The 26,992-nt window shown below is 41.3% G+C and carries 26 protein-coding genes; 15 read left to right on the plus strand and 11 right to left on the minus strand.

Annotation, left to right across the window (positions count from 1 at the left end):
- Position 1: 1 nt before the first annotated feature.
- The 4 genes from hisH to hisIE are packed head-to-tail and all read left to right on the plus strand — an operon-like array spanning position 2 to position 2,792.
- Entirely contained in the window at positions 2-655 is a 654-nt protein-coding gene (gene hisH / locus L2672_RS11220; protein WP_338055592.1) for an imidazole glycerol phosphate synthase subunit HisH, read from the plus strand.
- Positions 652-1,389, plus strand: a complete 738-nt coding sequence (hisA, locus tag L2672_RS11225; protein ID WP_248995939.1) for a 1-(5-phosphoribosyl)-5-[(5-phosphoribosylamino)methylideneamino]imidazole-4-carboxamide isomerase — start codon at positions 652-654, stop codon at positions 1,387-1,389. The genes hisH and hisA overlap by 4 nt, the downstream gene beginning before the upstream one ends.
- Positions 1,371-2,144: an imidazole glycerol phosphate synthase subunit HisF gene (gene hisF, locus L2672_RS11230; protein WP_248995940.1), complete on the plus strand. Its 774-nt coding sequence runs from the start codon at positions 1,371-1,373 to the stop codon at positions 2,142-2,144. Before hisA ends, hisF begins: the two co-directional genes overlap by 19 nt.
- 24 nt (positions 2,145-2,168) lie before the next feature.
- The gene (hisIE, locus tag L2672_RS11235; RefSeq protein WP_248995941.1) at positions 2,169-2,792 is read left to right on the plus strand and encodes a bifunctional phosphoribosyl-AMP cyclohydrolase/phosphoribosyl-ATP diphosphatase HisIE; all 624 of its coding nucleotides are present in this window, start codon (positions 2,169-2,171) and stop codon (positions 2,790-2,792) included.
- 564 nt (positions 2,793-3,356) lie between these two features.
- On the opposite strand, the gene L2672_RS11240 is transcribed toward hisIE, so the two are convergent.
- The 7 genes from L2672_RS11240 to pheS form a co-directional block, all read right to left on the minus strand.
- Entirely contained in the window at positions 3,357-3,497 is a 141-nt protein-coding gene (locus L2672_RS11240) for a hypothetical protein (protein ID WP_248995942.1), read from the minus strand.
- Positions 3,498-3,513: 16 nt separating this feature from the next.
- Positions 3,514-3,804 (minus strand): GIY-YIG nuclease family protein, encoded by a 291-nt coding sequence (locus L2672_RS11245; protein ID WP_248995943.1) that lies wholly within the window; start codon positions 3,802-3,804, stop codon positions 3,514-3,516.
- A 288-nt stretch (positions 3,805-4,092) separates the two neighbouring features.
- Positions 4,093-4,956: a mechanosensitive ion channel family protein gene (locus L2672_RS11250; RefSeq protein WP_248995944.1), complete on the minus strand. Its 864-nt coding sequence runs from the start codon at positions 4,954-4,956 to the stop codon at positions 4,093-4,095.
- A gap of 49 nt (positions 4,957-5,005) precedes the next feature.
- Positions 5,006-5,941: a lauroyl-Kdo(2)-lipid IV(A) myristoyltransferase gene (lpxM, locus tag L2672_RS11255; protein ID WP_248995945.1), complete on the minus strand. Its 936-nt coding sequence runs from the start codon at positions 5,939-5,941 to the stop codon at positions 5,006-5,008.
- Between the two features lie 139 nt (positions 5,942-6,080).
- Positions 6,081-6,380, minus strand: coding sequence for an integration host factor subunit alpha (gene ihfA, locus L2672_RS11260; RefSeq protein WP_248995946.1), 300 nt, complete (start codon positions 6,378-6,380; stop codon positions 6,081-6,083).
- A 3-nt stretch (positions 6,381-6,383) separates the two neighbouring features.
- A complete protein-coding gene (gene pheT / locus L2672_RS11265) occupies positions 6,384-8,771 on the minus strand; it encodes a phenylalanine--tRNA ligase subunit beta (protein WP_248995947.1) in 2,388 nt (795 codons plus the stop codon).
- A gap of 15 nt (positions 8,772-8,786) precedes the next feature.
- Positions 8,787-9,770 carry a phenylalanine--tRNA ligase subunit alpha gene (gene pheS, locus L2672_RS11270; RefSeq protein WP_248995948.1) on the minus strand — a complete coding sequence of 328 codons (984 nt, stop codon included), beginning with the start codon at positions 9,768-9,770 and terminating at the stop codon, positions 8,787-8,789.
- 451 nt (positions 9,771-10,221) lie between these two features.
- Here pheS and L2672_RS11275 point away from each other — a divergent pair, with 451 nt between their 5' ends.
- On the plus strand, positions 10,222-11,727 hold the full coding sequence (locus L2672_RS11275) for a methyl-accepting chemotaxis protein (RefSeq protein WP_248995949.1): 1,506 nt from the start codon (positions 10,222-10,224) through the stop codon (positions 11,725-11,727).
- 100 nt (positions 11,728-11,827) lie between these two features.
- Here L2672_RS11275 and L2672_RS11280 read toward each other — a convergent pair whose 3' ends face one another.
- The gene (locus L2672_RS11280; RefSeq protein ID WP_248995969.1) at positions 11,828-12,256 is read right to left on the minus strand and encodes an outer membrane lipoprotein; all 429 of its coding nucleotides are present in this window, start codon (positions 12,254-12,256) and stop codon (positions 11,828-11,830) included.
- A gap of 113 nt (positions 12,257-12,369) precedes the next feature.
- On the opposite strand from L2672_RS11280, the gene aat reads away from it, so the two are divergent.
- The 3 genes from aat (at position 12,370) to infA (ending at position 14,092) form a co-directional block, all read left to right on the plus strand.
- Positions 12,370-13,077: a leucyl/phenylalanyl-tRNA--protein transferase gene (gene aat / locus L2672_RS11285; RefSeq protein WP_248995950.1), complete on the plus strand. Its 708-nt coding sequence runs from the start codon at positions 12,370-12,372 to the stop codon at positions 13,075-13,077.
- Positions 13,067-13,786, plus strand: a complete 720-nt coding sequence (locus L2672_RS11290; RefSeq protein WP_248995951.1) for an arginyltransferase — start codon at positions 13,067-13,069, stop codon at positions 13,784-13,786. Before aat ends, L2672_RS11290 begins: the two co-directional genes overlap by 11 nt.
- Before the next feature lie 87 nt (positions 13,787-13,873).
- Complete coding sequence (gene infA, locus L2672_RS11295; protein ID WP_006081934.1) at positions 13,874-14,092, plus strand: translation initiation factor IF-1; 219 nt, start codon at positions 13,874-13,876, stop codon at positions 14,090-14,092.
- Between the two features lie 803 nt (positions 14,093-14,895).
- Here the strand turns inward: infA and clpA are convergent.
- Both clpA and clpS read right to left on the minus strand, forming a co-directional pair.
- Positions 14,896-17,157, minus strand: coding sequence for an ATP-dependent Clp protease ATP-binding subunit ClpA (gene clpA / locus L2672_RS11300; RefSeq protein ID WP_248995952.1), 2,262 nt, complete (start codon positions 17,155-17,157; stop codon positions 14,896-14,898).
- A 40-nt stretch (positions 17,158-17,197) separates the two neighbouring features.
- On the minus strand, positions 17,198-17,506 hold the full coding sequence (clpS, locus tag L2672_RS11305; protein WP_248995953.1) for an ATP-dependent Clp protease adapter ClpS: 309 nt from the start codon (positions 17,504-17,506) through the stop codon (positions 17,198-17,200).
- A 196-nt stretch (positions 17,507-17,702) separates the two neighbouring features.
- Between clpS and cspD the strand changes: the two genes are divergently transcribed.
- The gene (gene cspD, locus L2672_RS11310) at positions 17,703-17,909 is read left to right on the plus strand and encodes a cold shock domain-containing protein CspD (RefSeq protein WP_248995954.1); all 207 of its coding nucleotides are present in this window, start codon (positions 17,703-17,705) and stop codon (positions 17,907-17,909) included.
- Positions 17,910-18,100: 191 nt separating this feature from the next.
- Here cspD and L2672_RS11315 read toward each other — a convergent pair whose 3' ends face one another.
- The gene (locus L2672_RS11315; RefSeq protein WP_248995955.1) at positions 18,101-20,326 is read right to left on the minus strand and encodes an NADP-dependent isocitrate dehydrogenase; all 2,226 of its coding nucleotides are present in this window, start codon (positions 20,324-20,326) and stop codon (positions 18,101-18,103) included.
- A gap of 464 nt (positions 20,327-20,790) precedes the next feature.
- On the opposite strand from L2672_RS11315, the gene rluE reads away from it, so the two are divergent.
- The 6 genes from rluE to L2672_RS11345 all read left to right on the plus strand — a co-directional run bounded on the left by rluE (position 20,791) and on the right by L2672_RS11345 (position 26,496).
- A complete protein-coding gene (rluE, locus tag L2672_RS11320) occupies positions 20,791-21,474 on the plus strand; it encodes a 23S rRNA pseudouridine(2457) synthase RluE (RefSeq protein WP_248995956.1) in 684 nt (227 codons plus the stop codon).
- A 12-nt stretch (positions 21,475-21,486) separates the two neighbouring features.
- A complete protein-coding gene (locus tag L2672_RS11325) occupies positions 21,487-21,945 on the plus strand; it encodes an NUDIX hydrolase (RefSeq protein WP_248995970.1) in 459 nt (152 codons plus the stop codon).
- Between the two features lie 147 nt (positions 21,946-22,092).
- Positions 22,093-23,208, plus strand: a complete 1,116-nt coding sequence (mnmA, locus tag L2672_RS11330) for a tRNA 2-thiouridine(34) synthase MnmA (RefSeq protein WP_248995957.1) — start codon at positions 22,093-22,095, stop codon at positions 23,206-23,208.
- A 12-nt stretch (positions 23,209-23,220) separates the two neighbouring features.
- Positions 23,221-23,844, plus strand: coding sequence for a high frequency lysogenization protein HflD (hflD, locus tag L2672_RS11335; RefSeq protein WP_248995958.1), 624 nt, complete (start codon positions 23,221-23,223; stop codon positions 23,842-23,844).
- Between the two features lie 40 nt (positions 23,845-23,884).
- Entirely contained in the window at positions 23,885-25,255 is a 1,371-nt protein-coding gene (gene purB, locus L2672_RS11340; protein ID WP_248995959.1) for an adenylosuccinate lyase, read from the plus strand.
- Positions 25,256-25,365: 110 nt separating this feature from the next.
- Complete coding sequence (locus tag L2672_RS11345; RefSeq protein ID WP_248995960.1) at positions 25,366-26,496, plus strand: ribosomal protein uL16 3-hydroxylase; 1,131 nt, start codon at positions 25,366-25,368, stop codon at positions 26,494-26,496.
- The last annotated feature ends 496 nt before the right edge of the window (positions 26,497-26,992 follow it).

Here is a 26,992-nt window from a genome sequence, read left to right on the forward strand (position 1 = left end):
TGTGAGTAATGATTCAAACTCAGTATCACCTAGCTCAAGTGACCTAACGGTTATTATTGATACCGGCTGTGCTAATTTAAACTCGGTAAAATTTGCATTCGAGCGTTTAAATGCCAATGTGGTTATCACCGCAGACTTTGACGTAATAAGAAGCGCCGCTAGAGTTGTTTTACCGGGGGTAGGAACCGCTGGAGCAGCAATGGCTGGCTTGGTAGAAAAAGACCTTGTGAACCTTATTACCAGCTTAACCCAGCCAGTTATGGGCGTGTGTTTAGGCATGCAAATGCTTGCTTCACTTTCAAATGAATATGGCGGCCGCAGTAACCAGGCAATTGAATGTTTAAATTTAGTGCCTACTGAAATTGGCGACCTAGACAACAAAGGCCTACCCTTGCCCCATATGGGTTGGAATCAAATAACTGTTACCGACCACCCGCTATTTACTGGAATAGAAAACGGCAGTTATGTGTACTTTGTTCATAGCTACCGCGCCCCCTTAAGCGATTACACCTTAGCCAGTTGTGAATACGGCGAAACCTTTAGTGCGGCTATTGGTAAAGGCAACTTTTTTGGGGTGCAATTTCACCCAGAAAAAAGTGCCAGCGTTGGTGCAAAAATATTACAAAACTTTTTAAATATGGGGAAAGCCCAATGATTATTCCAGCAATTGATTTAATTGATGGCCAAGTTGTTCGTTTATATCAAGGCGATTATCAACAACAAACCACCTTTGATTTAAGCCCGTTGGCTCAGCTTCAATCTTATCAAGCACAAGGTGCTAAACTGCTTCATATTGTTGACTTAACCGGCGCAAAAGACCCAGAGAAACGTCAAATTAAATTAATTGGCGAACTAGTGGCAGGCCTAGAAACTGATATTCAAGTGGGCGGTGGTATTCGCAGCGAGCAACAAGTAAAAGAGTTACTCGACTTAGGAGTCAAACGCGTCGTTATTGGCTCGTTGGCGGTTAAAGAACCTGAACTGGTTAAAAGCTGGTTTGTGAAATACGGTAGTGACGCCATTTGTTTAGCCTTAGATGTGAACATTAACTCCGCAGGCGAGAAAATTGTGGCTGTATCGGGCTGGCAAACAGGCGGTGGTAAGTCTTTAGAGTCACTGGTTGCCGAGTTTGAAACGGTAGGCTTGCAACATGCGTTGGTAACAGATATTAGCCGTGACGGCACATTACAAGGCGCTAACACTGAGTTATACACCGAACTAGCCACCCAATACCCAAATATCAATTGGCAAGCCTCTGGTGGTATTGCCACATTAGACGATGTTGCCGCGGTTAGAGACAGTAAAGCTGGCGGTATCATTATTGGTAAAGCCCTATTAATTAATAACTTCACTGTTGAGGAGGCAATTACATGCTGGCCAAACGCATAGTCCCTTGTCTTGACGTTCGTGAAGGTAAAGTCGTTAAAGGGGTTCAGTTTAGAGACCATGAAATTGTAGGTGACATTGTTCCTCTAGCGGCACGATATGCCCAAGAAGGGGCAGACGAGCTGGTGTTTTATGATATTACCGCCAGCGCCCACGATCGAGTGATTGATAAGTCATGGGTAAGCCGAGTAGCTGAGCAAATTGATATTCCCTTTTGCGTTGCCGGTGGAATTAAAACCATTGAACAAGCACGTGAAAAGCTTGCTTTTGGTGCCGACAAAATATCAATTAACTCCCCTGCACTGACCGACCCAAGTTTAATTACTCGTTTACAAGATGAGTTTGGTCGCCAATGTGTAGTAATTGGAATTGATTCATTTTATGACTCTGAATCAAACAGCTATAAAGTTAAGCAATTCACTGGTGACGAAGCCGCCACTAAAGACACCCAATGGTTTACTCAAGATTGGGTTGAAGAAGTGCAAAAGCGCGGTTGTGGTGAGATTGTACTAAACGTAATGAATCAAGACGGCGTTCGTGGTGGTTATGACATAGAACAGCTCAGCATGGTTCGCAGTATTTGTGATGTGCCATTAATTGCTTCAGGCGGCGCAGGCACCATGGAGCATTTTAAAACCGTATTCGAACAAGCTAAAGTGGATGCCGCATTAGCCGCAAGTGTATTCCACAAGGGCATTATTGATATTGGCGAATTAAAGCAATATCTTCATACGCAAAACATTGCCATTCGACGCTAACTAATTAGCCAATAAGAGTTATTTATGACACAGAATATGATTGATACCGCCAGCATTGATTGGCAAAAACAAGATGGGTTAATTCCCGCAGTAGTGCAAAACCACTTAACAGGCAAAGTGCTGATGCTGGGATACATGAATCAAGCAGCATTAGATAAAACATTAGCCACTAAAATGGTAACCTTTTATAGCCGTTCAAAACAGCGTTTATGGACTAAAGGTGAAAGCTCAGGCAACACCCTTGAGTTAATCGCTATTGATAAAGACTGCGATAACGACAGCTTACTGGTTCAAGTGATACCAAATGGCCCAACATGCCACACCGGCACCGAAAGCTGCTGGCCAGACGGTAACGCACACTCATTTATTGATAACTTAACCAATGTGATTATTTCACGCAAAGGCCAAAGTGCAGACTCAAGTTACACTGCATCATTGTTTGAACGTGGAACCAAACGCATTGCACAAAAAGTAGGTGAAGAAGGCTTAGAAACAGCATTAGCCGCCGCAACAAATGACAAAGAAGAGCTAATCAATGAAGCCTCTGACTTAATGTACCACTTGATTGTATTGCTAGAAGACCAAGGCTTATCAATGGCAGAAGTAAATAAAAATCTGTTAGATAGACACAGCAAAGCGAAAAAGTAGATATTAAAATCAAAAGCAGATTCCGGCTCAAAAGCGTAACCGGAATGACGTTTAATCACGTCATCCTCGAGATCTGTTATCGAGGATCTGCTTGTTGACCTAAGCCAAATCTAAACATTAAAAACTAGATTCCGGCCCAGAATGACATTTAATCACGTCATCCTCGAGATCTCTTATCGAGGATCTGCTTTTTGACCTAAGCTAATTCTAAACATTAAAAACTAGATTCCGGCCCAAAAGCGTTACCGGAATGACGGGTACTTGGGCGTTAGCTGAATGACGGTCAACACCGTCATCCTCGAAATCTCTTATCGAGGATCTGCTTGTTGACCAAACCTAATTTAAACAGATAAAACTAGATTCCGGCCCAAAAGCATTGCCGGAATGACGGGGTATGGGGCGTAAGACGAATGACGGGTACTTGGGCGTTAGCTGAATGACGGTCAACCCCGTCATCCTTGAGATACCCAGCACCGTCATCCTTGAGATACCTAGCACCGTCATCCTCGAGATCTCTTATCGAGGATCTGCTTTTTGACCTAAGCCAAATCTAAACATTAAAAACTAGATTCCGGCCCAAAAGCATTGCCGGAATGACGGGGTATGGGGCGTAAGACGAATGACGGGTACTTGGGCGTTAGCTGAATGACGGTCAACACCGTCATCCTCGAGATACCCAGCACCGTCATCCTCGAGATCTCTCATCGAGGATCTGCTTTTTTCAAATTAGGCTGGTATATAAATCCAGCCAGTTTGGATTATTTTTCTCAATCAATTTTATCTTCCAATCTCTTCGCCACCCTTTCAACAGTTTCTCTCGAGTAATGGCATCATAAATATCATCATACATTTCGAAATAGACTAGGTTTTTAATATTATATTTTGAAGTAAAACCATCCGACATCTTTGTTTTATGCTGATAAACCCTTTTAATTAGAGATGACGTAACGCCAATATAGAGCGTACCTTTAGGCTTGTTGGATAAGATATACACATATGACTGCTGTTCCATAGCTAGTGATTCCATGTGAGATGGGGATATGAGTATATAGGATAATGAGTATTTAAAAACTAGATTCCGGCCCAAAAGCATTACCGGAATAACATTTAATCACGTCATCCTCGAGAGCTCTTATCGAGGATCTGCTTTTTGACCAAACCTAATTTAAACAGATAAAACTAGATTCCGGCCCAAAAGCATTGCCGGAATGACGGGTACTTGGGCATTGCCGGAATGACGTTTAATCACGTCATCCTCGAGATCTCTTATCGAGGTTCTGCTTGTTGATGTATGAACAAGCTATTCACTGCGATTGATCGTTAAATTGCCATCTAAGTGAATATCCCGTTGAGGGTAAGCGATGCAAATATCATGTTGGTTAAACAGCTCATAAATTCTAAAGCGCATTTCACTACGACGACGTCGGAGGTCGGTTTCTGATACGGCGTTAATCCAAAAAATCATGTCGAAAATTAACGCATTGTCGCCAAAATCTTCAAACATGACTAAAGGCTTAGGGCTTGCGAGTATGTCGTCACGTTCTTCAATTACTTGGAATAACAGTTTCTGAACCAATACCACATCAGAGCCATACGCAACGCCAACTCGTACAAATGTGCGTGCATTTTTATCTATTAAGGTCCAGTTGGTGACGGTGTTTTCTAGTAATTGACTGTTAGGGACTAACATATGCACACCGTCGTTTCGTCGTATTAAGGTCGAGCGCGTGTTGATGCATTCAACGACGCCTCTGGCATCGCCTACTTCTAAAAAGTCACCTATGCGTATTGGGCGCTCCCACATTAATATCCAGCCGGAGATGAAGTTATTAATGATGTTTTGCGCACCAAAACCCACACCAATGGCGATGGCTCCTGAGACAAATGCAAATGCGGTGAGTGGTATATTTAAAATATCCATGCTGGTAATGACTAACACCGCTATAGTCAGCACTAAATACACTCTTGAAAACAAATGAACCGCGTCGGCACTCACATTACGTTTTCGCAATGCATTGACAATTAACTTGCCAATACGATTAACGACAAACCACGCTAGAAATATGTACAGCGGTACCTGAATAATCTGTAATAGCGTTATCGGCCTATCATCATAGGTATAAACCACGAACGATAATGCTTCTAATAACTCATTAAAATCCATAATAGCGCTCCTACTTTGTTATTATTTAAGCGTGCCGGTACTTGTGTGATTAGTATATTGGCGGCTCACCTTCTGGGCGGGTTTTTAATATTTTTAAAAACCACATATATTGCTCAGGATAAGCTTTTATGACTTGTTCAACAATTTGATTTAATACTAAGGATTCGTCTTCTTTACTTACCATATTGTCAGCGGCTAATGGCGGTAATATCGTTGTTTTGAATACCCTAGCCTGTTTATCATAACCAATTTTAACTGGCAAAACCTTAGCATTACCGACTTTGGCTAAGCGCCCTACCACTGGTAGTGTGGCTTTGGTTGTGGCAAAAAACGGTGCAAATACACTTTGTTCTGGGCCAAGATCTTCGTCGGGTAAGTAGAAGAAACTATTATCTTGTTTCAATTCACTGATCAACGCCCGTATTCCCGCTTCTCGCATGTAAACTCGACCACCTTGGCTACTTCTTATTCGGTTACTAAACCAGTTGAACAGCTCGTTTCTGTGGGCTTTAACCATGGTGACCATCGGCAGTTCGAGGTTAACGCGAATCCCCGCGTATTCAATTGGCCATACATGAGGCATGATAAAAATAATGGGGTGTTTGTCTGCTCTAGCTTGTTGAATATGTTCTAGGCCTTCTAGCTGTACTCGACGTTTGATATGCGCATTTGAGCGAAACAATAGTTCAGCTTGTGAAAATAACACTAATATAAATGACTCTACATTTTCACTAATTAGCGCATCAACTTCATTGGGTGTTAATGCCGGAAAACATTGTTGAATATTGATTTTTGCCACTGATATTGGCTTTTTAGCAATAATTAACACTAATTTCGCCAATACTCGTGTTATTGGATCACGTATAAACGACGGCATTAAACCAAATATAAATAAGATGAAGATGGCTATCCATGTACCCCATAACCGCGGATGTAATAAGCCAATATAAAAGCTGGGGTCATAATGTTTTTGTTTACGTGCCAAAAGATAAACCTCATAAAAAAATTGCGGCAGAATAATAACACTTGATTTTTATTCAGCAAATATAAAAAGAGCCACTCTATTAAGAGTAGCTCTTTTAAAAACCTTGAATAAACAGATAAGCTTATTTCAACAAGCGATATTACTTCTTACCAGCGTTAGCGGCTTCTACTCGTGCTTTTAACTTCTGTCCAGGACGAAAAGTTACTACACGGCGAGCAGAAATTGGAATATCTTCACCTGTTTTTGGATTCCTTCCAGGTCTTTGATTCTTATCCCTAAGGTCAAAGTTGCCGAAACCAGATAACTTGACCTGCTCACCATTTTCGAGTGCTTCGCGAATTTCTTCAAAAAAAGACTCAACCATCTCTTTTGCTACACGCTTATTTAAACCTAGTGTTTCAAATAGATGTTCTGCCATTTCGGCTTTGGTAAGTGCCATACTTTAATCCCTCAACGATGCGTTGAACTCGGTCTTAAGAGCAGATACTACTGCATCAATCGTTGCGGTAATGTCTTTTTCTTCAAGTGTACGAGTAGTGTCTTGTAACGTAAGTGCGATTGCGAGGCTCTTTTTGCCTGCTTCTACACCTTTACCCTGGTATACATCGAACAAGTTTAAGCCAACCAACTGATTTTCGCCAACTTTTTTTATCAAACTTATAACATCTGTTGCAGAAACCTGTTCATCTACAACAACAGCGATATCACGTCGATTAGCTGGAAACTTAGATACTGCTTGGGCTAGCGGCAAACTGGCATGTAATAATGCGTCCAGTTCTAACTCAAAAACAATTGTTTTACCATTGAGACCAAAAGGCTTCTCCAAACTAGGATGTACTGCCCCAATATGGCCAATGACTCGATTATTTCTCAATATTTCAGCACATTGTCCTGGATGAAGCGCAGGATGTGTTGCTTCTTTAAAACTAAATTCTGAAGCGGCAACTGTCAAGCCGATAATTGCTTCTAAATCACCTTTTAAATCAAAGAAGTCAACCGTTTTCGACTCCATTGACCAGTGTTCATCGTTCTGTAAACCCGAAATAACCGCACCAATCATGGGTTGCTGGCGTACACCGGCATCGGCATTTTCGTCTGGAATAAAACGTAAACCGGTTTCAAATAAACGCACACGATTTTGCTGACGACTTTGGTTATGTCCCACGGCGGCAAGTAATCCAGTAAACATTGATAGTCTCATTGACGACATTTCAACAGAAATTGGATTAGGAAGAATCATTGACGCTTGCTCTGGATGAACCAGTGCTTGTAATTTTGGATCAACAAAGCTGTAAGTAATCGCTTCTTGGAAACCTCTGGCGACTAAGGTGTCACGAACGCGCTTGAGCGGAATATTTGATTCTTTATGATCAGACATACTTAACGCTGCTTGCGGAGCAATATTAGGAATATTGTTATAACCGTAAATTCGCGCAACTTCTTCGATTAAATCTTCTTCAATCGCCATATCAAAACGATAGGTGGCCGTTGTTACGGCCCAAGAATCAGCATTCACTTCTACGGTAAAACCTAGGCGTTCTAGAATTTCAACTACGTCAGCATCAGGAATTGGATGGCCAAGTGTTTTATCTAACTTGCTACGACGTAGGGTAATTTTAGCTGGCTTAGGTAAAAACTCTTGAGCAACAGCTTCAACTACTTGTCCTGCTTCACCACCACAAATATCTAATACTAGTCGTGTAGCACGGTCGATAACTTTATGCTGTAACTCTGGGTCAACACCACGCTCAAAACGATGTGATGAGTCTGTGTGAAGCCCTAAACGACGAGACTTACCCATGATCGCTAGCGGGGCAAAAAATGCGCACTCTAGTAGAATATCTTGAGTGTTTTCAGTAACACCAGTAGCTTCACCACCAAATACACCGGCTAATGCCACGGCTTTTTGGTCATCTGCAATGACTAAGGTGTCATCTGGCACGGTCACTTCATTACCATCTAATAAAGTTAGCTTTTCTTTACCGTCTGCTAAGCGAACGGTAATACCACCATTTAGCGTGTTTAAATCAAACGCATGCATTGGTTGACCAAATTCAATCAATACATAATTAGTAATATCAACAATGGGGTCAATTGAGCGAATACCGCTACGACGCAATTTTTCTTGCATCCATAACGGAGTGGCCGCTTTTACATTAATGTTTTTAACCACACGACCTAGGTAACGTGGGCAGCTTGCTTTATCAACTACGTTGATGCTGATTGGCGCATCAATGGTAGGGGCAACTGCTTGCCAGCTTGGCTCAGTAACGGCTTCACGGTTTAGTACGCCAACTTCACGTGCTAAGCCCGCCATGCCTAAACAATCGGCACGGTTTGCGGTTAAGTCTACGTCAATTACGGCATCTTCAAGATCAAGATATTCACGAACATTGGTGCCTACTGGTGCGTCAGTTGGTAACTCGATAATGCCATCACTTTCGATATCAATACCTAGTTCGCTGTATGAACACAACATGCCAAATGATGGCTGACCACGTAGTTTGGCCTTCTTGATTTTGAAGTCACCAGGTAGCACTGCACCAACCATTGCCACAGCAACTTTCAGCCCTAAACGGCAGTTAGGTGCACCACAAACGATGTCGATTAGCTCTTCTTCACCCACATTAATTTTGGTGACACGTAATTTGTCTGCATCTGGGTGCTGACCACACTCAACTACTTCACCGATGATTACACCGCTGAAATCAGCCGCAACAGGGTCGACACCGTCAACCTCTAAACCAGCCATAGTAATTTGGTGAGATAATTCTTCACGACTTACTGATGGGTTTACCCATTCACGAAGCCAAGATTCACTGAATTTCATGTTACATTTGCTCCGTTATTTAAATTGCTTTAGAAAACGTAAGTCGTTTTCAAAGAAGGCACGTAAATCGTTAACGCCATAACGCAACATGGTTAAACGTTCAACACCCATACCAAAAGCAAAACCAGAGTATTTTTCTGGGTCAATTCCAACACTACGAAGTACATTAGGGTGAACCATGCCACAACCTAATACTTCTAGCCATTTACCATTTTTACCCATCACATCAACTTCGGCTGACGGTTCAGTAAATGGGAAATATGACGGACGGAAACGCACTTGTAAGTCTTCTTCAAAAAAGTTGCGTAAAAAGTCATGCAAAATGCCTTTAAGCTCTGCAAAATTGACGTTTTCAGCAACCATTAAACCTTCAACTTGGTGGAACATTGGTGTGTGAGTTTGGTCATAATCGTTACGATATACACGACCTGGAGAGATAATACGTAATGGAGGCTGTTCATGCTCCATTGTACGAATTTGCACACCAGAAGTTTGAGTACGTAGCATTACCTTCGGGTTGAAATAGAAGGTATCGTGGTCAGCACGAGCTGGATGATGTTCAGAAATATTTAATGCATCAAAGTTATGAAAATCATCTTCGATTTCTGGGCCGTTTTTCACGGTAAAGCCTAACTCACCGAAAAAAGTTTCAATTCTTTCAATGGTACGCGTTACCGGGTGTAATCCACCATTGTCGATAGTGCGACCAGGTAAGGTTACATCAATTTTTTCTGCCGCTAGTTTGGCGGCAAGTTCAGAGGCTTTTAAACCATCAATACGCTCAGATAATTTCTGTTGTACGGTTTGTTTAGCTTGATTGACGGCTTGTCCAAAGGCAGGTTTCTCTTCTGCACTTAATTTACCCATCATCTTCATCATGTCAGTGATTTTACCTTTCTTACCAAGGTAATCGACACGGATATCATCCAATGCCTTTAGATCACTGGCCTGCTCTACTAACGCTAAGGCTTGTTCTACGATCTCTGTTAACTGCTGCATTTATTCATCCACTGCATCTGGGCATTTTTAATGCTAATTATACTGTCTTAATTGACAGCATGACGACTTAACCACATATGAGTAAATCTCACTGGTTAAGGTCATTGGTTAAAATAAAAGATTTAAATTTTACGTTAGCAGCCAGCTAATTACTAGGTTTTTAATAGGCTTTAGACGCTTTTTGTGGATTTTTATTAGTGATACAGGTGTTCTAGGTTTGTTTTAACCCGACTCACTATTAATAGATAAGTTTTGCTGACTAATAGCAGCTATAAAACCATAGGTTTTTAGGCAGTTTGTTACCCATCTACACTTTAAGCTCAAAATGCGAACAGTTAAATTACATTTTGACACTAATCGTTAAAGTTCACTCGCTAATTGTCGATAAACGATTATATTTATTTTACCTAAACTGTTTTTCAACAAGCCCACATATTAAACAGAGGCAATAATGAGAGAAGTAAAATTTAGATGGATTGACCAATATCTCATCCATATGACGTTAAAAACCAAGTTCACTATTTTAGCAGTCGTGCCCATGTTGATGATAATCGGGCTGACCTTGTTTATTAACCATCAACATCATCAAGATATTGTGGCGTCAAATGTTGATAATCATTTAACTCTGCTGAATCATACCAATCAGTATATGGGAAATACCTATGACTTATTAGGTGAAGATAAAGCCGGTCAACTTAGCCAACAATTATCCAACAACAGCCGAATTACCGAGGTTAACTCACTAAATTCAGCCCAAAGAAAATTGGCTCAAACTGGTGGTGGGTTTATTGAGGCTGGTAGCCGCTTTCAAATTATTAGCGGTATTAATAATCATGATAAAGTTATTGTATCTGACCTGCCCTATGATGATTTAATTAAAGAAACCAACAGTATTACTGCAGCCTATGGTGTGATGTCGATGCTGTTGATTGTGTTATTTATTTTTGCTTACTACATTTCAACTTTTGTTGGTGGCGCATTATATACCACTGTAATGGCATTAAAACGAGCCGCCAATGGCGACTTAACAGGTCGATTAAACTTCTTTGAAGTGAAAGACGAGTTCAGTATTTTAGCTATTAGTATCGACGCACTTGTGGAGCGTCAACACAACCTAGTTAAACAAATTACCCAAGCAACGGAACAAATTAGAACGGTCGTATCTGGTTTTAGATCAACGGCGCAAGATGGTCAGTCTTTAGCCGTTAATCAACGCCAACATTTAGATTCTTTAGCAACAGCTATGGAAGAAATGACCGCTGCCGTGAAAGAAGTTGCCCGCAATGCTGAACAATCATCTGCTGAAACCGAAGAAGCAAACAATCAAGTGTCGGCAGGCTCAAAAGACATTGAAACCACGGTTCATGCGATTGATGTGTTATCGGATGAAATTGGTCAAGCATCTAATGCTGTGTCTGCGTTAAACGAAAATGCCACAAAAATTGATGCTGTGGTCACGACCATTAATGCCATTTCTGAACAAACTAACTTACTCGCCTTAAACGCTGCTATTGAAGCGGCTCGTGCCGGTGAGCAAGGTCGAGGTTTTGCAGTAGTCGCCGACGAAGTAAGAACATTAGCAGGACGTACTCAAGCGGCAACGGTTGAAATTAAAGCCATGATTGAAGCACTGCAATCTGGTACACAAAACCTCACTCAAGTGATGTCTCGCACTGTAGAGCAAGCTGCTGAAGGTAAGAAACATGTACTTCAAACTGGTGAAGACTTATCAAACATCGCACATCATAGCCATAAGGTGCTTGAAATGAGCGTATTGATAGCCACTTCGGCAGATGAGCAGTCAGCTGTAGCCAATGAGATCGCAACAAACTTGATGGAAATTAGAAACCAGTCTCACAATGTTGAGCAGTCTGCTAATGAATCTGTATCGGGCTGTGACGAGTTACATGCCACAGCGGAACAACTTGACCACTTACTGGTAGGTTTAAAAGTATAAATTAACTCTGCTAAGTTCATTGCTGAAAGGCATTAAAAAAGCCCGCTAATCAGTTATTGATTAGCGGGCTTTTTTAGCAAGCTTGCTACAACAATACAAATCACATGGCTAAATCAACCCGCACATAACCTTGTAAATACACTACACGTACCTCATCACCGGCATTAAAAATCATCCCGGGATCTAAGTCTTGAATTACCATTACTTTAGTGCCGTCATCAAGATTTATCATTAGCTCAACGAGTTTATATTCTAAGTAATATTGATTATTACCATATTGGTGTCCTATTCCACCGCCTAATAACGCACCCAGCACGGTAGCTACGTCTTGGCCTGAACCGCCCCCAAACTGATGACCAATAACCCCACCCACTAACGCACCGCCAAACGTTCGCCAGCCTTGGTTTCTATCTTCAACCAATTGCTTTTCAGTGACATTTTTTACCGATTCGATATTGCCATAGATTACCTTTTCAACCGGTACGGCTTCGTTTCTGTTATAGGTGGCGTAGCTGGGAGTACTCACCATGAATAACACCAGACCCGATAACAAAAATAGGTAAAATTTGTTTTGTTTAATGTTCAACATAGACTTTTTCCGCTAAGTTATAGGTAAGGCCAATATGCTTACTATAATCAATTGTGAATTCACTGTCTTATTTAAATGAACTAACTCACTTCCCGTCGCCAGAGCTAGCACTGGTTGAGCCCAACGGCTTATTGGCAGTTGGAGGAGATTTATCAACCAAGCGTTTGTTAGAAGCTTATTACAATGGCATTTTTCCTTGGTTCAACCCTGACGATCCTATTTTATGGTGGTCGCCAGATCCAAGAGCGGTATTCATCCCAAAGCTTCATTTTGGCAGTAAAAGTTTAATTAAAGCACTTAAAAAGACTCATTGGCGATTTACGATTAATCATGCGTTTGCTGATGTCATCACAGCCTGTGCTCAACCCAGATCATATCAGCAAGGTACTTGGATTAGCTCAGACATTAAAACGGCCTACTTTGAGCTACATCAAGCGGGATATGCACATTCCATAGAGGTATGGGACGGTGATGAGTTAGTGGGCGGCTTGTATGGTATTCCTGTGGGAAGTACTTTTTGTGGAGAGTCCATGTTTCACCGACAAACTAATGCGTCTAAAGCCGCTTTTGCAGTATTAAATCAGCATTTGGCTAAACATCATTTTGAATTAATTGATGCCCAAGTACCTAACGATCATCTAACGAGCCTTGGGGCGACTATCCTGAAGCGGCAAGATTTTTTATGCCATTTAAAGCAGTCGCGAGTGAAGCAAATTCCGGCATCGATATGGCAAAAACAAGAGGTAAAACTTGAATTCTAAGTCAGTATCAGTGGGAATAAGTAAGCCTTTTGACTGTAGCTATATTGCTGGCCAAAAAGAGCAATTGCTGGTAATTCAAGAGTCTGAATTAGACAGCCAGCTTTTTGAGCAGTTATTAGCGATGGGATTCAGGCGCAACGGTAACGCCATTTATAAACCCAAATGCCCAAGCTGTGACAAATGCTTGTCTATTCGCATTCCAGTGAAATCATTTACCTTGTCTAAAAGGCAGAAACGCACCTTAAAGAATAATCAGAACTTTCATTGGAAAGTGGTTAATCAAACCACTGCTGCTCACTATGAGCTTTATGAGCGTTATATTGCCGCACGGCATCAAGACGGGCCAATGTATCCGCCTTCGCAATCTCAGTTCGATGACTTTTTGTTATGTGACTGGCTACCGCCCACGTTTATTGAGCTTTATGACCAAGATAAATTAATTGCCGTCGCGGTGACTGACAACCTGCACTACAGCCTTTCAGCAATTTACAGTTACTTTGACCCAGATTATGAAAAAAACTCACTTGGGTCGTTAATGATTCTGATTCAGTGCCAATTAGCCAAGTCTTTAGGGAAGCATTTTTTGTATTTAGGCTATCAAATTGACGAAAACCGCAAGATGTCTTACAAGCGTCAATATCGTCCATATCAAATTTTAATGCAAAATGGTTGGCAAAATGGTGAACAAGTTCACCCTCTTTCGCCCTAAGTTTTGATAACAGTCTTTACAGACAACAGATTTTACGGCATGATACGCCCGATTTTCATATTTGAAGGCTAATGGGATAATTTATTAATGGCGAAAGAAGACAACATTGAAATGCAGGGCACTATCCTTGAGACCTTGCCAAACACAATGTTCCGCGTAGAGCTTGAAAATGGACATGTGGTGATAGCCCACATTTCTGGCAAAATGCGCAAAAACTACATCCGTATTTTAACTGGTGACAAAGTCACGGTTCAGTTGACTCCTTATGATTTAACCAAAGGACGTATTGTCTTCCGCGCACGTTAATTAAGTTTGTTGAATTAGTTTACGTATGAAAAAAACCGACGTTAAAGTCGGTTTTTTTATGTCTACTATTCGGTAATAGCCAGTTTAAGCAGTCTCAATAAGGTCAATAAAAAGCCAGTAAAGAATCCACCTTCTGAAGAAGGTAGCTTTAATTTAGCCCCCTAAAAGGGGGCGTTGTCTACTGTAACGTGAATAAATCTTAGCTTGAACAGTCAAGTTTGACGAAAGTTCATAGCTTCAATCTAATCAATTGCCTGCCGCTGGGATGTTCAGGATGAACGGAATGTCGTGAGGGCATCGAGAAAAGTTCGTGAGCTTGGCATGGATGCCAAGTTAGCTTACGTTAGGCCAGGGTCACTCCTTGGCATCCCTGCCACCGTGACATTTGTAAATCCATTTACTTCAGATACCTATCGGAAGCGTTGGAGAGATTTTGTATTAGCCGACAATGACCGAAGGCAGATACCAACGAAGTTAAAAGCTGGATCAATCCCCATCGAAAATTATGCGCTTTTCAGCATTTATCGTCTGGGGCGGCAGGGCCAATTTCTTTAATAAAGAGTATAGAGGGTATTGCTGTTGATACCCTTTTGGCCGGTGCAGGATGGAATCCTGCGATGTTAATCCAAACGGAATTTGGAAAGTCAGACTTCAAATTAACATGAGTAGATATTCAGGCAAAGCCTTATTGATGATAACCACCTACTGAAGTAGGTGGTTTAGGGGCTGAAAATAAAAAAGCACCAAAGGGGATCGCCGCTTTAGTGCTATTTAGTACGTTACAGGCTCAGTGATGAGCTGTCTTATGAGACTTTTTCTGGTGCTTGGCAATTAATATTAATTTCGCCATTTTTCACATCAATATGAGCAACCCCACCTGATACTAATTCACCAAATAGAATTTCGTCTGCTAATGGACGTTTAATTAAATCAGTCACTACACGTCCCATCGGTCTAGCCCCCATATTTTTGTCGTAGCCTTTTTCAGCTAGCAAGGTACGGGCCTCATCAGACACATCTAACGTCACTCCTTTATCGTCAAGTTGTGCTTGCAGCTCAACTAAGAACTTATCAACCACTTTGGCGATAACGGTCATATCTAAATGATTAAACCAAACGATTGAATCTAGGCGGTTTCTAAACTCAGGTGAAAACACCTTGTTAATTTCGGCCATAGCGTCTTGTGAATGATCTTGCTGTTGGAAACCAATGGATTTACGAATGGTTTCTTGCACACCCGCATTGGTTGTCATCACTAAGGTTACGTGTCTGAAGTCTGCTTTACGACCATTGTTATCGGTTAAGGTACCGTGATCCATAACTTGTAATAACAGGTTATAAACTTCAGGATGGGCTTTTTCAATTTCATCCAGTAATACCACGCAATGTGGATTTTTAATCACGGCGTCGGTTAACTGTCCACCTTGGTCATAACCGACATACCCTGGAGGCGCACCAATTAAGCGCGAAACCGCGTGGCGCTCCATGTACTCAGACATATCAAATCGAATCAATTTAAGGTTAAGCGCTACCGCTAACTGATTAGTGACCTCAGTTTTACCCACACCGGTTGGGCCAGCAAACAGGAAACTACCGACTGGCTTTTTATCGCTACCTAAACCACTGCGAGATAAGCGAATGGCAGATGACAAGCTCTCAATCGCTTTGTCTTGTCCAAACACCACCATTTTAAGGTTACGTTCAAGGTTCTTGAGTAAGTCTTTATCAGAAGACGATACTGACTTCTCAGGAATTCGGGCTAATTTAGCAATAATGGCTTCAATTTCACCTTGCCCTACGGTCTTTTTGCGCTTGCTTTGCGGCATCATCACCATGCGCGCCCCGGCTTCATCAATTACATCAATGGCTTTATCGGGTAGATGACGGTCATTAATATGTTTGGCTGATAAAATAGCCGCACTACTAATAGCCGCTTGAGTATATCGAACTCCGTGGTGTTCTTCGTATTTTGATTTAAGTCCCATCAAAATCTTTGTGGTTTCTGCCACAGACGGCTCATTGATATCAATCTTTTGGAAGCGACGCGCTAGGGCACGGTCTTTCTCAAAAATACTTTGATATTCTTGGAACGTGGTTGAGCCCATGCAACGCAACTTACCACTTGATAATAAAGGCTTAAGTAAGTTTGACGCATCCATCACCCCGCCTGACGCAGCACCGGCTCCAATGATGGTGTGAATTTCATCAATAAACAAAATGGCATGTTCGTCGGCGCTAAGTTCTTTTAGCAGGCTTTTGAATCGTTTTTCAAAATCGCCTCGGTACTTTGTACCGGCTAATAATGAACCTAAATCGAGCGAGTAAACCGTGGCATCAGCCATCACTTCTGGCACTTGATTATTAACAATACGGTACGCTAACCCTTCTGCAATAGCGGTTTTACCTACCCCTGCTTCACCTACTAATAACGGGTTATTTTTACGGCGACGACATAAAGTTTGTACCGCACGCTCAACTTCTGCATCTCGGCCAATTAGTGGGTCAATAATGCCATCAATAGATAATTGGTTTAAGTTAGCGGCAAACTGCGCCAACATGCTTTTTTCTTCACTAGCCTCAGCAGTTTCGTCAAGATTATCGCTTGGGCTTGAGTCTTCAGCTTTGTCTTCGTCTTTTGAAAAACCGTGGGAAATATAATTCACCACATCTAAACGGGTAATATCACACTTACGTAATAAGAAAACAGCTTGTGATTCTTGCTCACTAAAAATCGCCACCAGCACATTGGCTCCGGTAACTTCATTTCGTCCAGAAGATTGCACATGGAAAACGGCGCGTTGTAATACACGTTGAAAACCTAGTGTGGGTTGAGTCTCTTTTTCTTCAGTGCTTTCAGCAATGATGGGTGTGGTTTGTTGAATGAAATTATACACTTCTTCACGAAGTTTATTGACGTCAGCCCCACAAGCAACAAGTGCTTCATAAGCCGCTGGGTTATCTAATAGCGCTAATAATAAATGTTCTACCGTCATATATTCATGACGCGAATCTCTAGCTTGCTGAAACGCTAGGTTCAAAGTGACCTCAAGATCTTTGTTCAGCATAGGCACCCCCTCAAATTAACTACAAGACTGCAGAGTAAGATTATTCTTTCTCTAAGCTACACAGTAGCGGATGTTGGTTTTCTCTTGCAAATTGATTTACTTGTAACACTTTTGTCTCTGCAATCCCAAATGGATAAACGCCACATATTCCTTTTCCTTTGTGGTGAATAGCCAGCATGATATCGACAGCTTGTTGCTCATTCTTATCAAAAAAACGTTGTAGCACTTCTACAACAAAGTCCATAGGCGTGTAATCATCGTTATTCAGAACCACCTTATATAAGTTGGGACGTTGAATATCTGATTCAAGCTTTTCTTCAATTTTTTCAATACTGCCTGTTTTAGCCATGCTTTAATACTAGCCTCTCATTTCAATCTAGACCACATGATAATAAATAATATTATCAATGTTGTCTTTTTGTTAAATTTTTACTTGACATCTTTCTGTACAAATTTCATTCTGTCTACTAGGCGGCAATTTGAGACCGCTGGATAATAAGTTTTACTATCATACTGGTAAGTAGACAACAGAAGGAAGTGGAAGTATGGCAAGCGGAACTGTTAAATGGTTCAACAACGCCAAAGGATTCGGGTTTATTTGCCCAGATCAGGGTGGCGAAGATGTATTTGCGCATTATTCAACTATAGAAATGGAAGGTTACCGAACGCTTAAAGCGGGTCAACCGGTTTCTTTTGAAGTAGAACAAGGCCCTAAGGGTATGCATGCTTCAGCCATTTCACCAACTAATTAGTTGCTGAAATCATAAAACAAAAAGACAGGGATTTTAATCCCTGTCTTTTTATTTTCAGTAAAGTATTTTAGTTTAGCCTTAACTATTACGACTAACTTGCTAACTTTTATCGATTATATGAATTTTATATATCAATAAAAAACGCGCCATAATGGCGCGTTTTTATTAGTACATTGTCACTTAGGTTAAGATTAACCCGCTACAACGCTATTTAGTGTGTTACTTGGACGCATAGCTTTTTCAGCTTTAGCGGCATCTAAACGGTAGTAACCGCCTAAATCAACTGCTGGGCCTTGAGCTTGGCTTAACTCCGCAACAATAACTTCTTCGTTAGACGCTAAATCAGCCGCTAACTTAGCAAACTTATCTGCTAATGCAGGGCTAGCTGTTTGAGCCACTAATGCTTGAGCCCAATAAAGCGCTAAGTAGAAGTGAGAACCACGGTTATCTAACTCACCTACACGACGTGAAGGAGACTTGTTGCTGTCAAGGAACTGACCAATTGCTACGTCTAATGCATCAGCAAGTACTTGCGCATCAGCGTTACCAGTAGTTTGGCTTAGGTGCTCTAATGATGCTGCTAGTGCTAAGAACTCACCTAATGAATCCCAACGTAAGTGGTTTTCTTTTTCAACTTGTTGAACGTGCTTAGGTGCTGAACCACCTGCACCCGTTTCAAATAGTCCACCGCCATTCATTAAAGGCACAATTGACAGCATTTTAGCACTGGTGCCTAGTTCTAGAATTGGGAATAAGTCAGTTAGGTAGTCACGTAATACGTTACCAGTTACTGAAATAGTATCTTCACCTTTGATGATGCGCGCTAACGTGTGACGAGTTGCGTCAACTGGAGACATGATTTGAATGTCTAAACCATCTGTAACATGATCTTTAAGGTATAGGTTTACTTTTTTGATTAACTCAGCATCGTGTGCGCGGTTGCTGTCTAACCAGAAAATTGCTGGAGTATTACTTAAACGTGAACGTTTAACCGCTAATTTAACCCAATCACGGATTGGCGCATCTTTAACCTGACACATACGGTAAATGTCGCCCGCTTCAACAGCGTGGCTCATTAATACGTCACCGGCTTGGTTGATCACTTTAACTGTACCAGCAGCTTGAATTTCAAAGGTTTTATCGTGGCTACCGTACTCTTCCGCTTTTTGCGCCATTAAGCCTACGTTTGGTACGCTACCCATCGTCGTTGGGTCAAATGCGCCATTGGCTTTACAGAATGCGATAGTTTCTTGATAAACACCCGCGTAACAACGATCTGGAATCATTGCTTTAGTATCTTTTAATTGACCATCCGGGCCCCACATTTGGCCAGATGAACGAATAGCTGCAGGCATAGACGCATCAATAATGATGTCACTTGGTACGTGTAAGTTAGTGATACCTTTGTCTGAATCAACCATAGCTAATGCTGGACGCTCAGCGTATACCGCTGCAATATCAGCTTCAACTTCAGCACGTTGTGCATCAGGAAGTGATTTAATTTTGGCATATACATCACCAAAACCATTGTTCACATCAACACCTAACTCATCAAATAAAGCACTGTGCTTATCAAATACCGCTTTAAAGAACACTTTAACAGCATGACCAAATAGAATCGGGTCAGAAACTTTCATCATGGTTGCTTTTAAGTGAAGTGATAATAAAACATCTTCTGATTTAGCCGCTTCAATTTCACGAGTATAAAAATCAACTAAGGCTTTATTGCTCATGACAGCAGCATCAATCACTTCATCTTGTAATAAAGCTAAACCTGATTTTAATACTTGCTCAGTGCCATCAGCTTTTGCAAGTACGATGCTAACGGTATCTGCTGCAGATAATGTTATAGATTGCTCACTACCGTAAAAATCACCTTCTGACATATGTGCGACGTGAGACTTAGAGTCAGCAGCCCATTTACCCATTGAATGTGGGTTTTTCTTAGCGTAATTTTTAACAGAAGTTGGAGCGCGACGGTCAGAGTTACCTTCACGTAAAACTGGATTTACCGCACTACCTTTAATTTTGTCATAACGAGATTTCGCTTCTTTTTCAGCGTCATTTTTTGGCTCGTCAGGATAGTTAGGAATGTCATAACCTTTAGCTTGAAGCTCAGCGATACAAGCTTTAAGTTGAGGAATTGACGCACTGATGTTTGGCAGTTTGATAATGTTAGCTTCTGGAAGTTTTGCTAACTCTCCAAGCTCAGATAGCGCATCACCAATTTTTTGCTCTGCCGTTAAATTTTCAGGAAAGTTTGCTATAACGCGACCCGATAAAGAGATGTCACGAGTTTCAACTTTTACGCCAGCGGCATCGGTAAAGGTACGGATAAGCGGTAATAATGAAAGCGTTGCCAGTGCCGGCGCTTCATCAGTTTCAGTATAAATAATCGTTGGAGAGTTATCTTTCATGGTTTTTCCTACATTATTGTAAATTAATAATTTTTAAGAATATTATGCTGCGGATATGTTGAAGTATTCACGGTTTTTGCATCAAGCAAGATGATTATCTTTATGCTGTGATGAAATTACTTTTAACCATTAATGCTCAATAGCTAACAGTAATTTTTGTGAACTCCCCTATCCCATTTATTATTTTTATAAGAACATCTATCATTGCTATTCAATGCAGCAATGCAAAATCAATAAGTTAGACTTAAAGCCACCTACCAATTTTTAAAAAAAATTAGGTGCAGATCACATTTTTCAGGCCAACATCATAGAGCATTCTGAAGAATATTCAAATTCCACTTAAGGCCAATACGCAGTAAACTTACAATAATTATCTTTACTGATGGTTTTTTGTGCTTTTTATGCTCAATATTGCCGACTTTTTAGGTTTCTTTTTTCGTCTTGAACAAGGTATTTAGATTTTTATGGCGTTTTCTTCAGGCTTATCAAAAAACTCAACCCAAAAAACCGCTAAACAAAAATTCAGCAGCAATGCTAAAAGTTGGCCAAATTCAAAAGGGAAAAAAAACCATCATCCTAAAACTAAATCAACAAAGCCAAAAACCTCTAACCCAGTCATTGTGCTTTTTAATAAGCCTTTTGATGTATTGTGCCAATTTACTGATGAGGCAGGCCGCAAAACCTTAAAAGACTTTATATCGGTACCCGATGTATATGCTGCTGGCCGTTTAGATAGAGACAGCGAAGGGTTATTACTATTAACAAATGACGGACAATTACAGGCTCAAATTACTCAACCGACTAAAAAAACCTATAAAACCTATTGGGTACAAGTAGAAGGGATTCCGACTAATGAAGCCATTGCAGCTTTACAAAATGGCGTCGTGCTCAAAGATGGAAAAACTCTACCAGCAAAAGTTAGATTAATGGACGAGCCAGCAGTATGGCCTAGAAATCCGCCAGTCAGAGAGCGAAAGTCCATTCCCACCAGCTGGTTAGAAATTGAGATTTGTGAAGGTAAAAACCGCCAAGTAAGACGCATGACGGCCCATGTAGGTTTTCCGACCTTAAGATTAATTCGTTATAAAATAGGCCAATGGTGCTTAGATGACCTACCCAATGGCGACTTTAAAATTGTTAAAATGTAATGAGGGCTAATGATGACAGAGCGTTATAAACCCAATACCACGGTTGCCGCGGTAATTCATTCCTGTGGTAAATTTTTATTAGTTGAAGAGTTAATTGACAATAAAGTGGTGTTTAATCAACCCGCGGGGCATTTAGAAGCGCGCGAAACCCTACTACAAGCTTGCCAGCGAGAATTACTGGAAGAAACTGGTCTTGTTATTATACCCAGCGGCTTAGTGGGTATTTATCAATTTCAGGCCAAAGAAGACTTAGCCTTTGTCAGATTTACCTTTTGCGCAGAACTTCCAGTACAAGTTAATGCGGTGCCAAATGATGCCGCCATTACCAGAACCCACTGGTTTAGTCGTGATGAAGTGGCTCAAAGAATCAACCAACTACGTAGCCCGTTAGTACTTCAATCTATTGATGATTTTATCCAACAACAAGGCCAACACACCCCGTTAAGTTTAATTAATACTCAGTGCTTTTAATCGGTTTATCCTTGAAACACACAATCCCTACCCCAAGATAGCTCATACGGCCAATGCGTGATAGAATACGCGCCGCAGAAATTGCACATTATTTTTCATTTTGAAAGCTAACGGCTTTCAACGTTACGTATACGGTTTATAGGTTCTATGACATCAATTTCACCCACTAATGGTAAAAAAGTCATCGTTGGCATGTCTGGCGGTGTAGATTCTTCAGTTTCAGCATATCTGTTAATGCAACAGGGTTATGAAGTTGAAGGTCTGTTTATGAAAAACTGGGAAGAAGATGACACAGACGAATACTGTGCAGCCAGTGAAGACTTAAAAGATGCTCAAGCGGTTTGTGACAAGCTAGGCATTAAGCTTCATACGGTAAATTTTGCTGCTGAATATTGGGATAATGTGTTCGAGTACTTTTTAGCTGAATACAAGGCTGGCCGTACTCCAAACCCTGATATCATGTGTAATAAAGAAATTAAATTTAAAGCATTTTTAGAATTTGCTGATGAAATTTTAGATGCTGACTATATTGCAATGGGCCATTACGTTAGACGTCGTGACAATGCCGACGGCACAACTGAAATGCTTCGCGGTGTAGATAACAATAAAGATCAAAGCTACTTTTTATACACTTTAAGCCATGAACAAGTGGCTCGTAGTTTGTTCCCTGTTGGTGAGCTTGAAAAATATCAAGTACGCGACATTGCTAAAGAAATGGGCCTTATAACCCATGATAAAAAAGACAGTACCGGCATTTGCTTTATTGGCGAGCGTAAGTTTACTGACTTTTTATCAACTTATTTACCCGCTCAACCGGGTGACATTGAAACCGCCGATGGCGAAATTATTGGTACACATCAAGGTTTGATGTATCACACTCTTGGCCAACGTAAAGGTCTAGGAATTGGTGGATTAAAAAATAGCAGCGAAGACCCGTGGTACGTTGTCGATAAAGACTTAGACCGAAATGTATTAGTTGTCGCCCAAGGTGGTAATCACCCAAGATTAATGTCTGTCGGCATGATAGTAAATCAATTACATTGGGTTGATAGAAAAGGCCCTGCTGATAAAAGCCATATCAGTGTTAAAACCCGTTATCGCCAACGCGATGTAAGCTGTCAAATAAAGCATGTTGATAATGACACCATTGAAGTGATATTTGACCAAGAAGTGGCTGCCGTAACACCAGGGCAGTCAGCAGTATTTTATGATGGTGACGTTTGCTTAGGCGGCGGTATCATTGACAATTTAATTAGAAGATAGGTAAGCCACACCGTGACTGACAGTATCTTACATGAACGCACCATGGCATTTGCTGGCATATTACAAGCCATTGGTCAGGTGCAATATATCGCTCGTCATGGCGAAAGTGACGAGCAAGCCCTCGCGGCAAGTCTTCAGACAATTCTGGTGACCAATCCAGATAACACAGCCGATGTTTACCCCAATAAAGACTTATTAAATAAGGGCTACCAGCTGATTCAAAATCAGCTTGGCGATGGCAGCAATAAAGACGTTGAAACTACCCGTTATTTAGTCGGTATTTTAGCGCTAGAACGCAAACTTGCTCGTTCATCCGATGGCATGGGCATGCTGGCCGAGCGTATCAATCAAGTGCACCGTCAACTACATCACTTTGCTATTACTGACGAACAAGTCATCGCCAATTTTGCCAGTATTTACAGCGATGTTATCAGTGCTTTGGGGCCTAAATTACAAATTTCAGGTAATCCCGCATTCTTAAAGCAAACCAATGTGCAGAACAAAATTCGCGCCTTGCTTTTAGCAGCAATGCGCAGTGCGGTACTGTGGCGTCAACTCGGTGGTAAACGACGCCATTTAGTGTTTGCACGTAAAGCGATATATGACGTGGCTGTTAACAGTCAAAAAAATAATTAATCGATTCACCCTACAACAAAAGTTCATCAAGGAGCTTCAAATGGATCTTTCCGCACTAACTGCTATCTCTCCGGTAGACGGTCGTTATGGTAGTAAAACCGCTTCATTAAGAGGGATTTTCAGCGAGTTCGGTCTTACTAAGTACCGCGTACAAGTTGAGATTAACTGGTTAAAACTTTTATCTAGCTGCCCAGAAATTGAAGAGGTGCCACCGTTCAGCGAGTCGGCATTAACGTTACTGGATAGCATCAAAGACAACTTCAGTGAGCAAGATGCATTACGCGTTAAAACCATTGAAAGCACCACTAACCACGACGTAAAAGCGGTTGAGTACTTTATTAAAGAAAAAATTGCTGACAATGCCGAGCTAGTTGCGATTGATGAGTTTGTTCATTTTGCTTGTACTTCAGAAGACATTAACAACCTTTCTCATGCGTTAATGTTAAAAGAAGCCCGTGAGCAAGTACTTGTGCCTTATTGTCAGCAAATTGTTGACGGTATTAAAAAGCTTGCCCATGACAACAAATCAGTACCATTAATGTCACGTACCCACGGTCAACCAGCCTCTCCTTCTACCTTAGGTAAAGAAATGGCTAACGTTGTCGTGCGTTTAGAGCGTCAATTAAAGCAAATTGAAGCTGTTGAAATTATGGGTAAAATCAATGGTGCTGTGGGTAACTACAATGCTCACCTTTCTGCCTACCCAGAAGTTGATTGGCATGCCCTTTCACAGCGCTTTGTTACCAGCCTAGGTATCAACTGGAATGCATATACCACTCAAATTGAGCCACATGATTACATTGCTGAGCTATTTGATGCCATTGCCCGTTTCAATACCATCTTAATCGACTTTGACCGTGATATCTGGGGTTACATTGCCTTAGGTCACTTCAAACAACGTACTATTGCTGGTGAAATTGGTTCTTCGACCATGCCACACAAAGTTAACCCAATCGACTTTGAAAACTCAGAAGGTAACTTAGGCATTGCTAACGCATTAATGCAGCATTTAGCCGCTAAACTTCCTGTTTCTCGCTGGCAACGTGACTTAACTGACTCTACTGTTTTACGTAACTTAGGTGTTGGTATGGCTCACTCATTAATTGCTTATCAAGCAACCTTAAAAGGGATCAGCAAGTTACAAGTTAATGAAGAGCATTTACGTGCCGAATTAGACGTTAACTGGGAAGTACTAGCAGAGCCAGTTCAAACCGTTATGCGTCGTTATGGTATTGAAAAACCTTATGAGAAGTTAAAAGAACTGACTCGTGGTAAGCGTATTGATGCACAACAATTAGCGGTATTTATTGATGGCCTTGAGCTACCAGAAGCCGTTAAAGTTGAGTTGAAAAAAATGACTCCAGCTAACTATATTGGTCGTGCTGAAGCCTTTGTTGACGAATTAAACTAATTCACACAACAATTATCCTAGAGCTATAATTTGCTTTAGGTAACGATTTAGCGGCAACCTGTTTTCAGGAGGCCGCTTTTTATTTCGATAGCTATAATACAGGTCTAAACATGTATCAACTCACATTCGACACGCAAGCGTTTATCAAACAACAATGGCAAAAAAAGCCTATTGTAATTAAGCAAGCTTTTGCCAACTTTGAAGATCCAATCGCAGCGGATGAATTAGCGGGTTTAGCCTGTGAAGAAGAAATTTCAGCTCGTATTGTTGTTACAAAGGACAACGGCTGGGAAGTTATTCAAGGGCCATTTGAAGATTATGACACTTATGGTGAAAGCCATTGGCAATTATTAGTTCAAGCCGTTAATCATTGGTATCCGGATTCACAGCCATTAGTAGAAGCATTTAGGTTTTTACCTGACTGGCGTTTTGACGACTTAATGGTGTCATTTGCCACTCCACAAGGTGGTGTTGGCCCGCATATCGACAATTACGATGTATTTATTATTCAAGGTGAAGGTGAACGCCGTTGGCGTGTGGGTGACAAAGGCGATCACAAAGTCAGAGGTGGCGACAAAACCTCACCATTAGTAGAAGACTTCGAACCGATTATTGATGTGATACTTGAAAAAGGTGACCTGCTATATATTCCACCCGGCTACCCACATTGTGGCGAAACACTCACACTCGCATTAAGTTATTCGGTTGGCTTTAGAGCACCTAGCCAGCAAGAGCTACTTACCCAATTAGCAGACTCATTAATTGATACTAACAGCGGCCATAAACGCTTTGAGTCGGATTCTGAATCTGCAGAGCCAGGCATGGTGAGCCAGTCGCAACAGCAAGGCATTATGCATTTACTTGCCGAGCTTGCTAATCAACCTGATAAGTACCAAACCATGTTGGGTCAGTTACTCAGTCAAAACCGCTTTGAATTAGATATTTGTGAAGGTGAAGAGGCATTAGATACTGATGAATTGGTTGACTTAGTTAGTCAAGGTGCAAGCATCGCACGTATTGGTGGCCTTAAAGTATTGCGCTTAGAGGGTGATTTAAATAGTCGTTTATTTATCAACGGCGAAGTTTATCCGTTAGCTACTGCGACTGAAGAAGAATTACTGACTTTGGCAAATGAAAATTGGCTTGAGAATGAACAAGCTCAGCAACTTTGTGGCAATAACGAAATAGCCTCGCTAATGGTTACTTTAATCAACCAAGGTCTATACTACTTGGCAGAATAGTACAGCACTCGATATTGACTTTAAGCGCCGCCAGCTTCGAGATGCCACTAACATTCTCGAACGACCTTATATCGTCAGCTTCGAGGCCCCAACTCCGCCAACCTACAGGCCCCAAACTCCGTCACCCTCGAGGTCTTTTATCGAGGGTCTGCTTTACTGCAATAATTAAGTGAATCCAATAGCATAAACAACAGATTCCGGCCCACAAGCATTACCGGAATGACGGATTGCTCTAATGACAGGGATATCAAACATTGTCGGAATGACGGGTTAGTCACCATTAACTAGGCTATGCATTCGTTATCCTCCCCCCCCCTGCACCGTCACTCTTGAGTTTTCCTAATTCCGCCACGCTCGAACTCTCAAAACCGTCACCCTCGAGTAACCCAAACTCCGTCACCCTCGAGGTCTTTTATCGAGGGTCTGCTTTACTGCAATAATTAAGTGAATCCAATAGCATAAACAACAGATTCCGGCCCACAAGCATTACCGGAAT

The organism is Shewanella gaetbuli (assembly GCF_023284065.1).
Taxonomy (GTDB): Bacteria; Pseudomonadota; Gammaproteobacteria; order Enterobacterales; family Shewanellaceae; genus Shewanella; species Shewanella gaetbuli.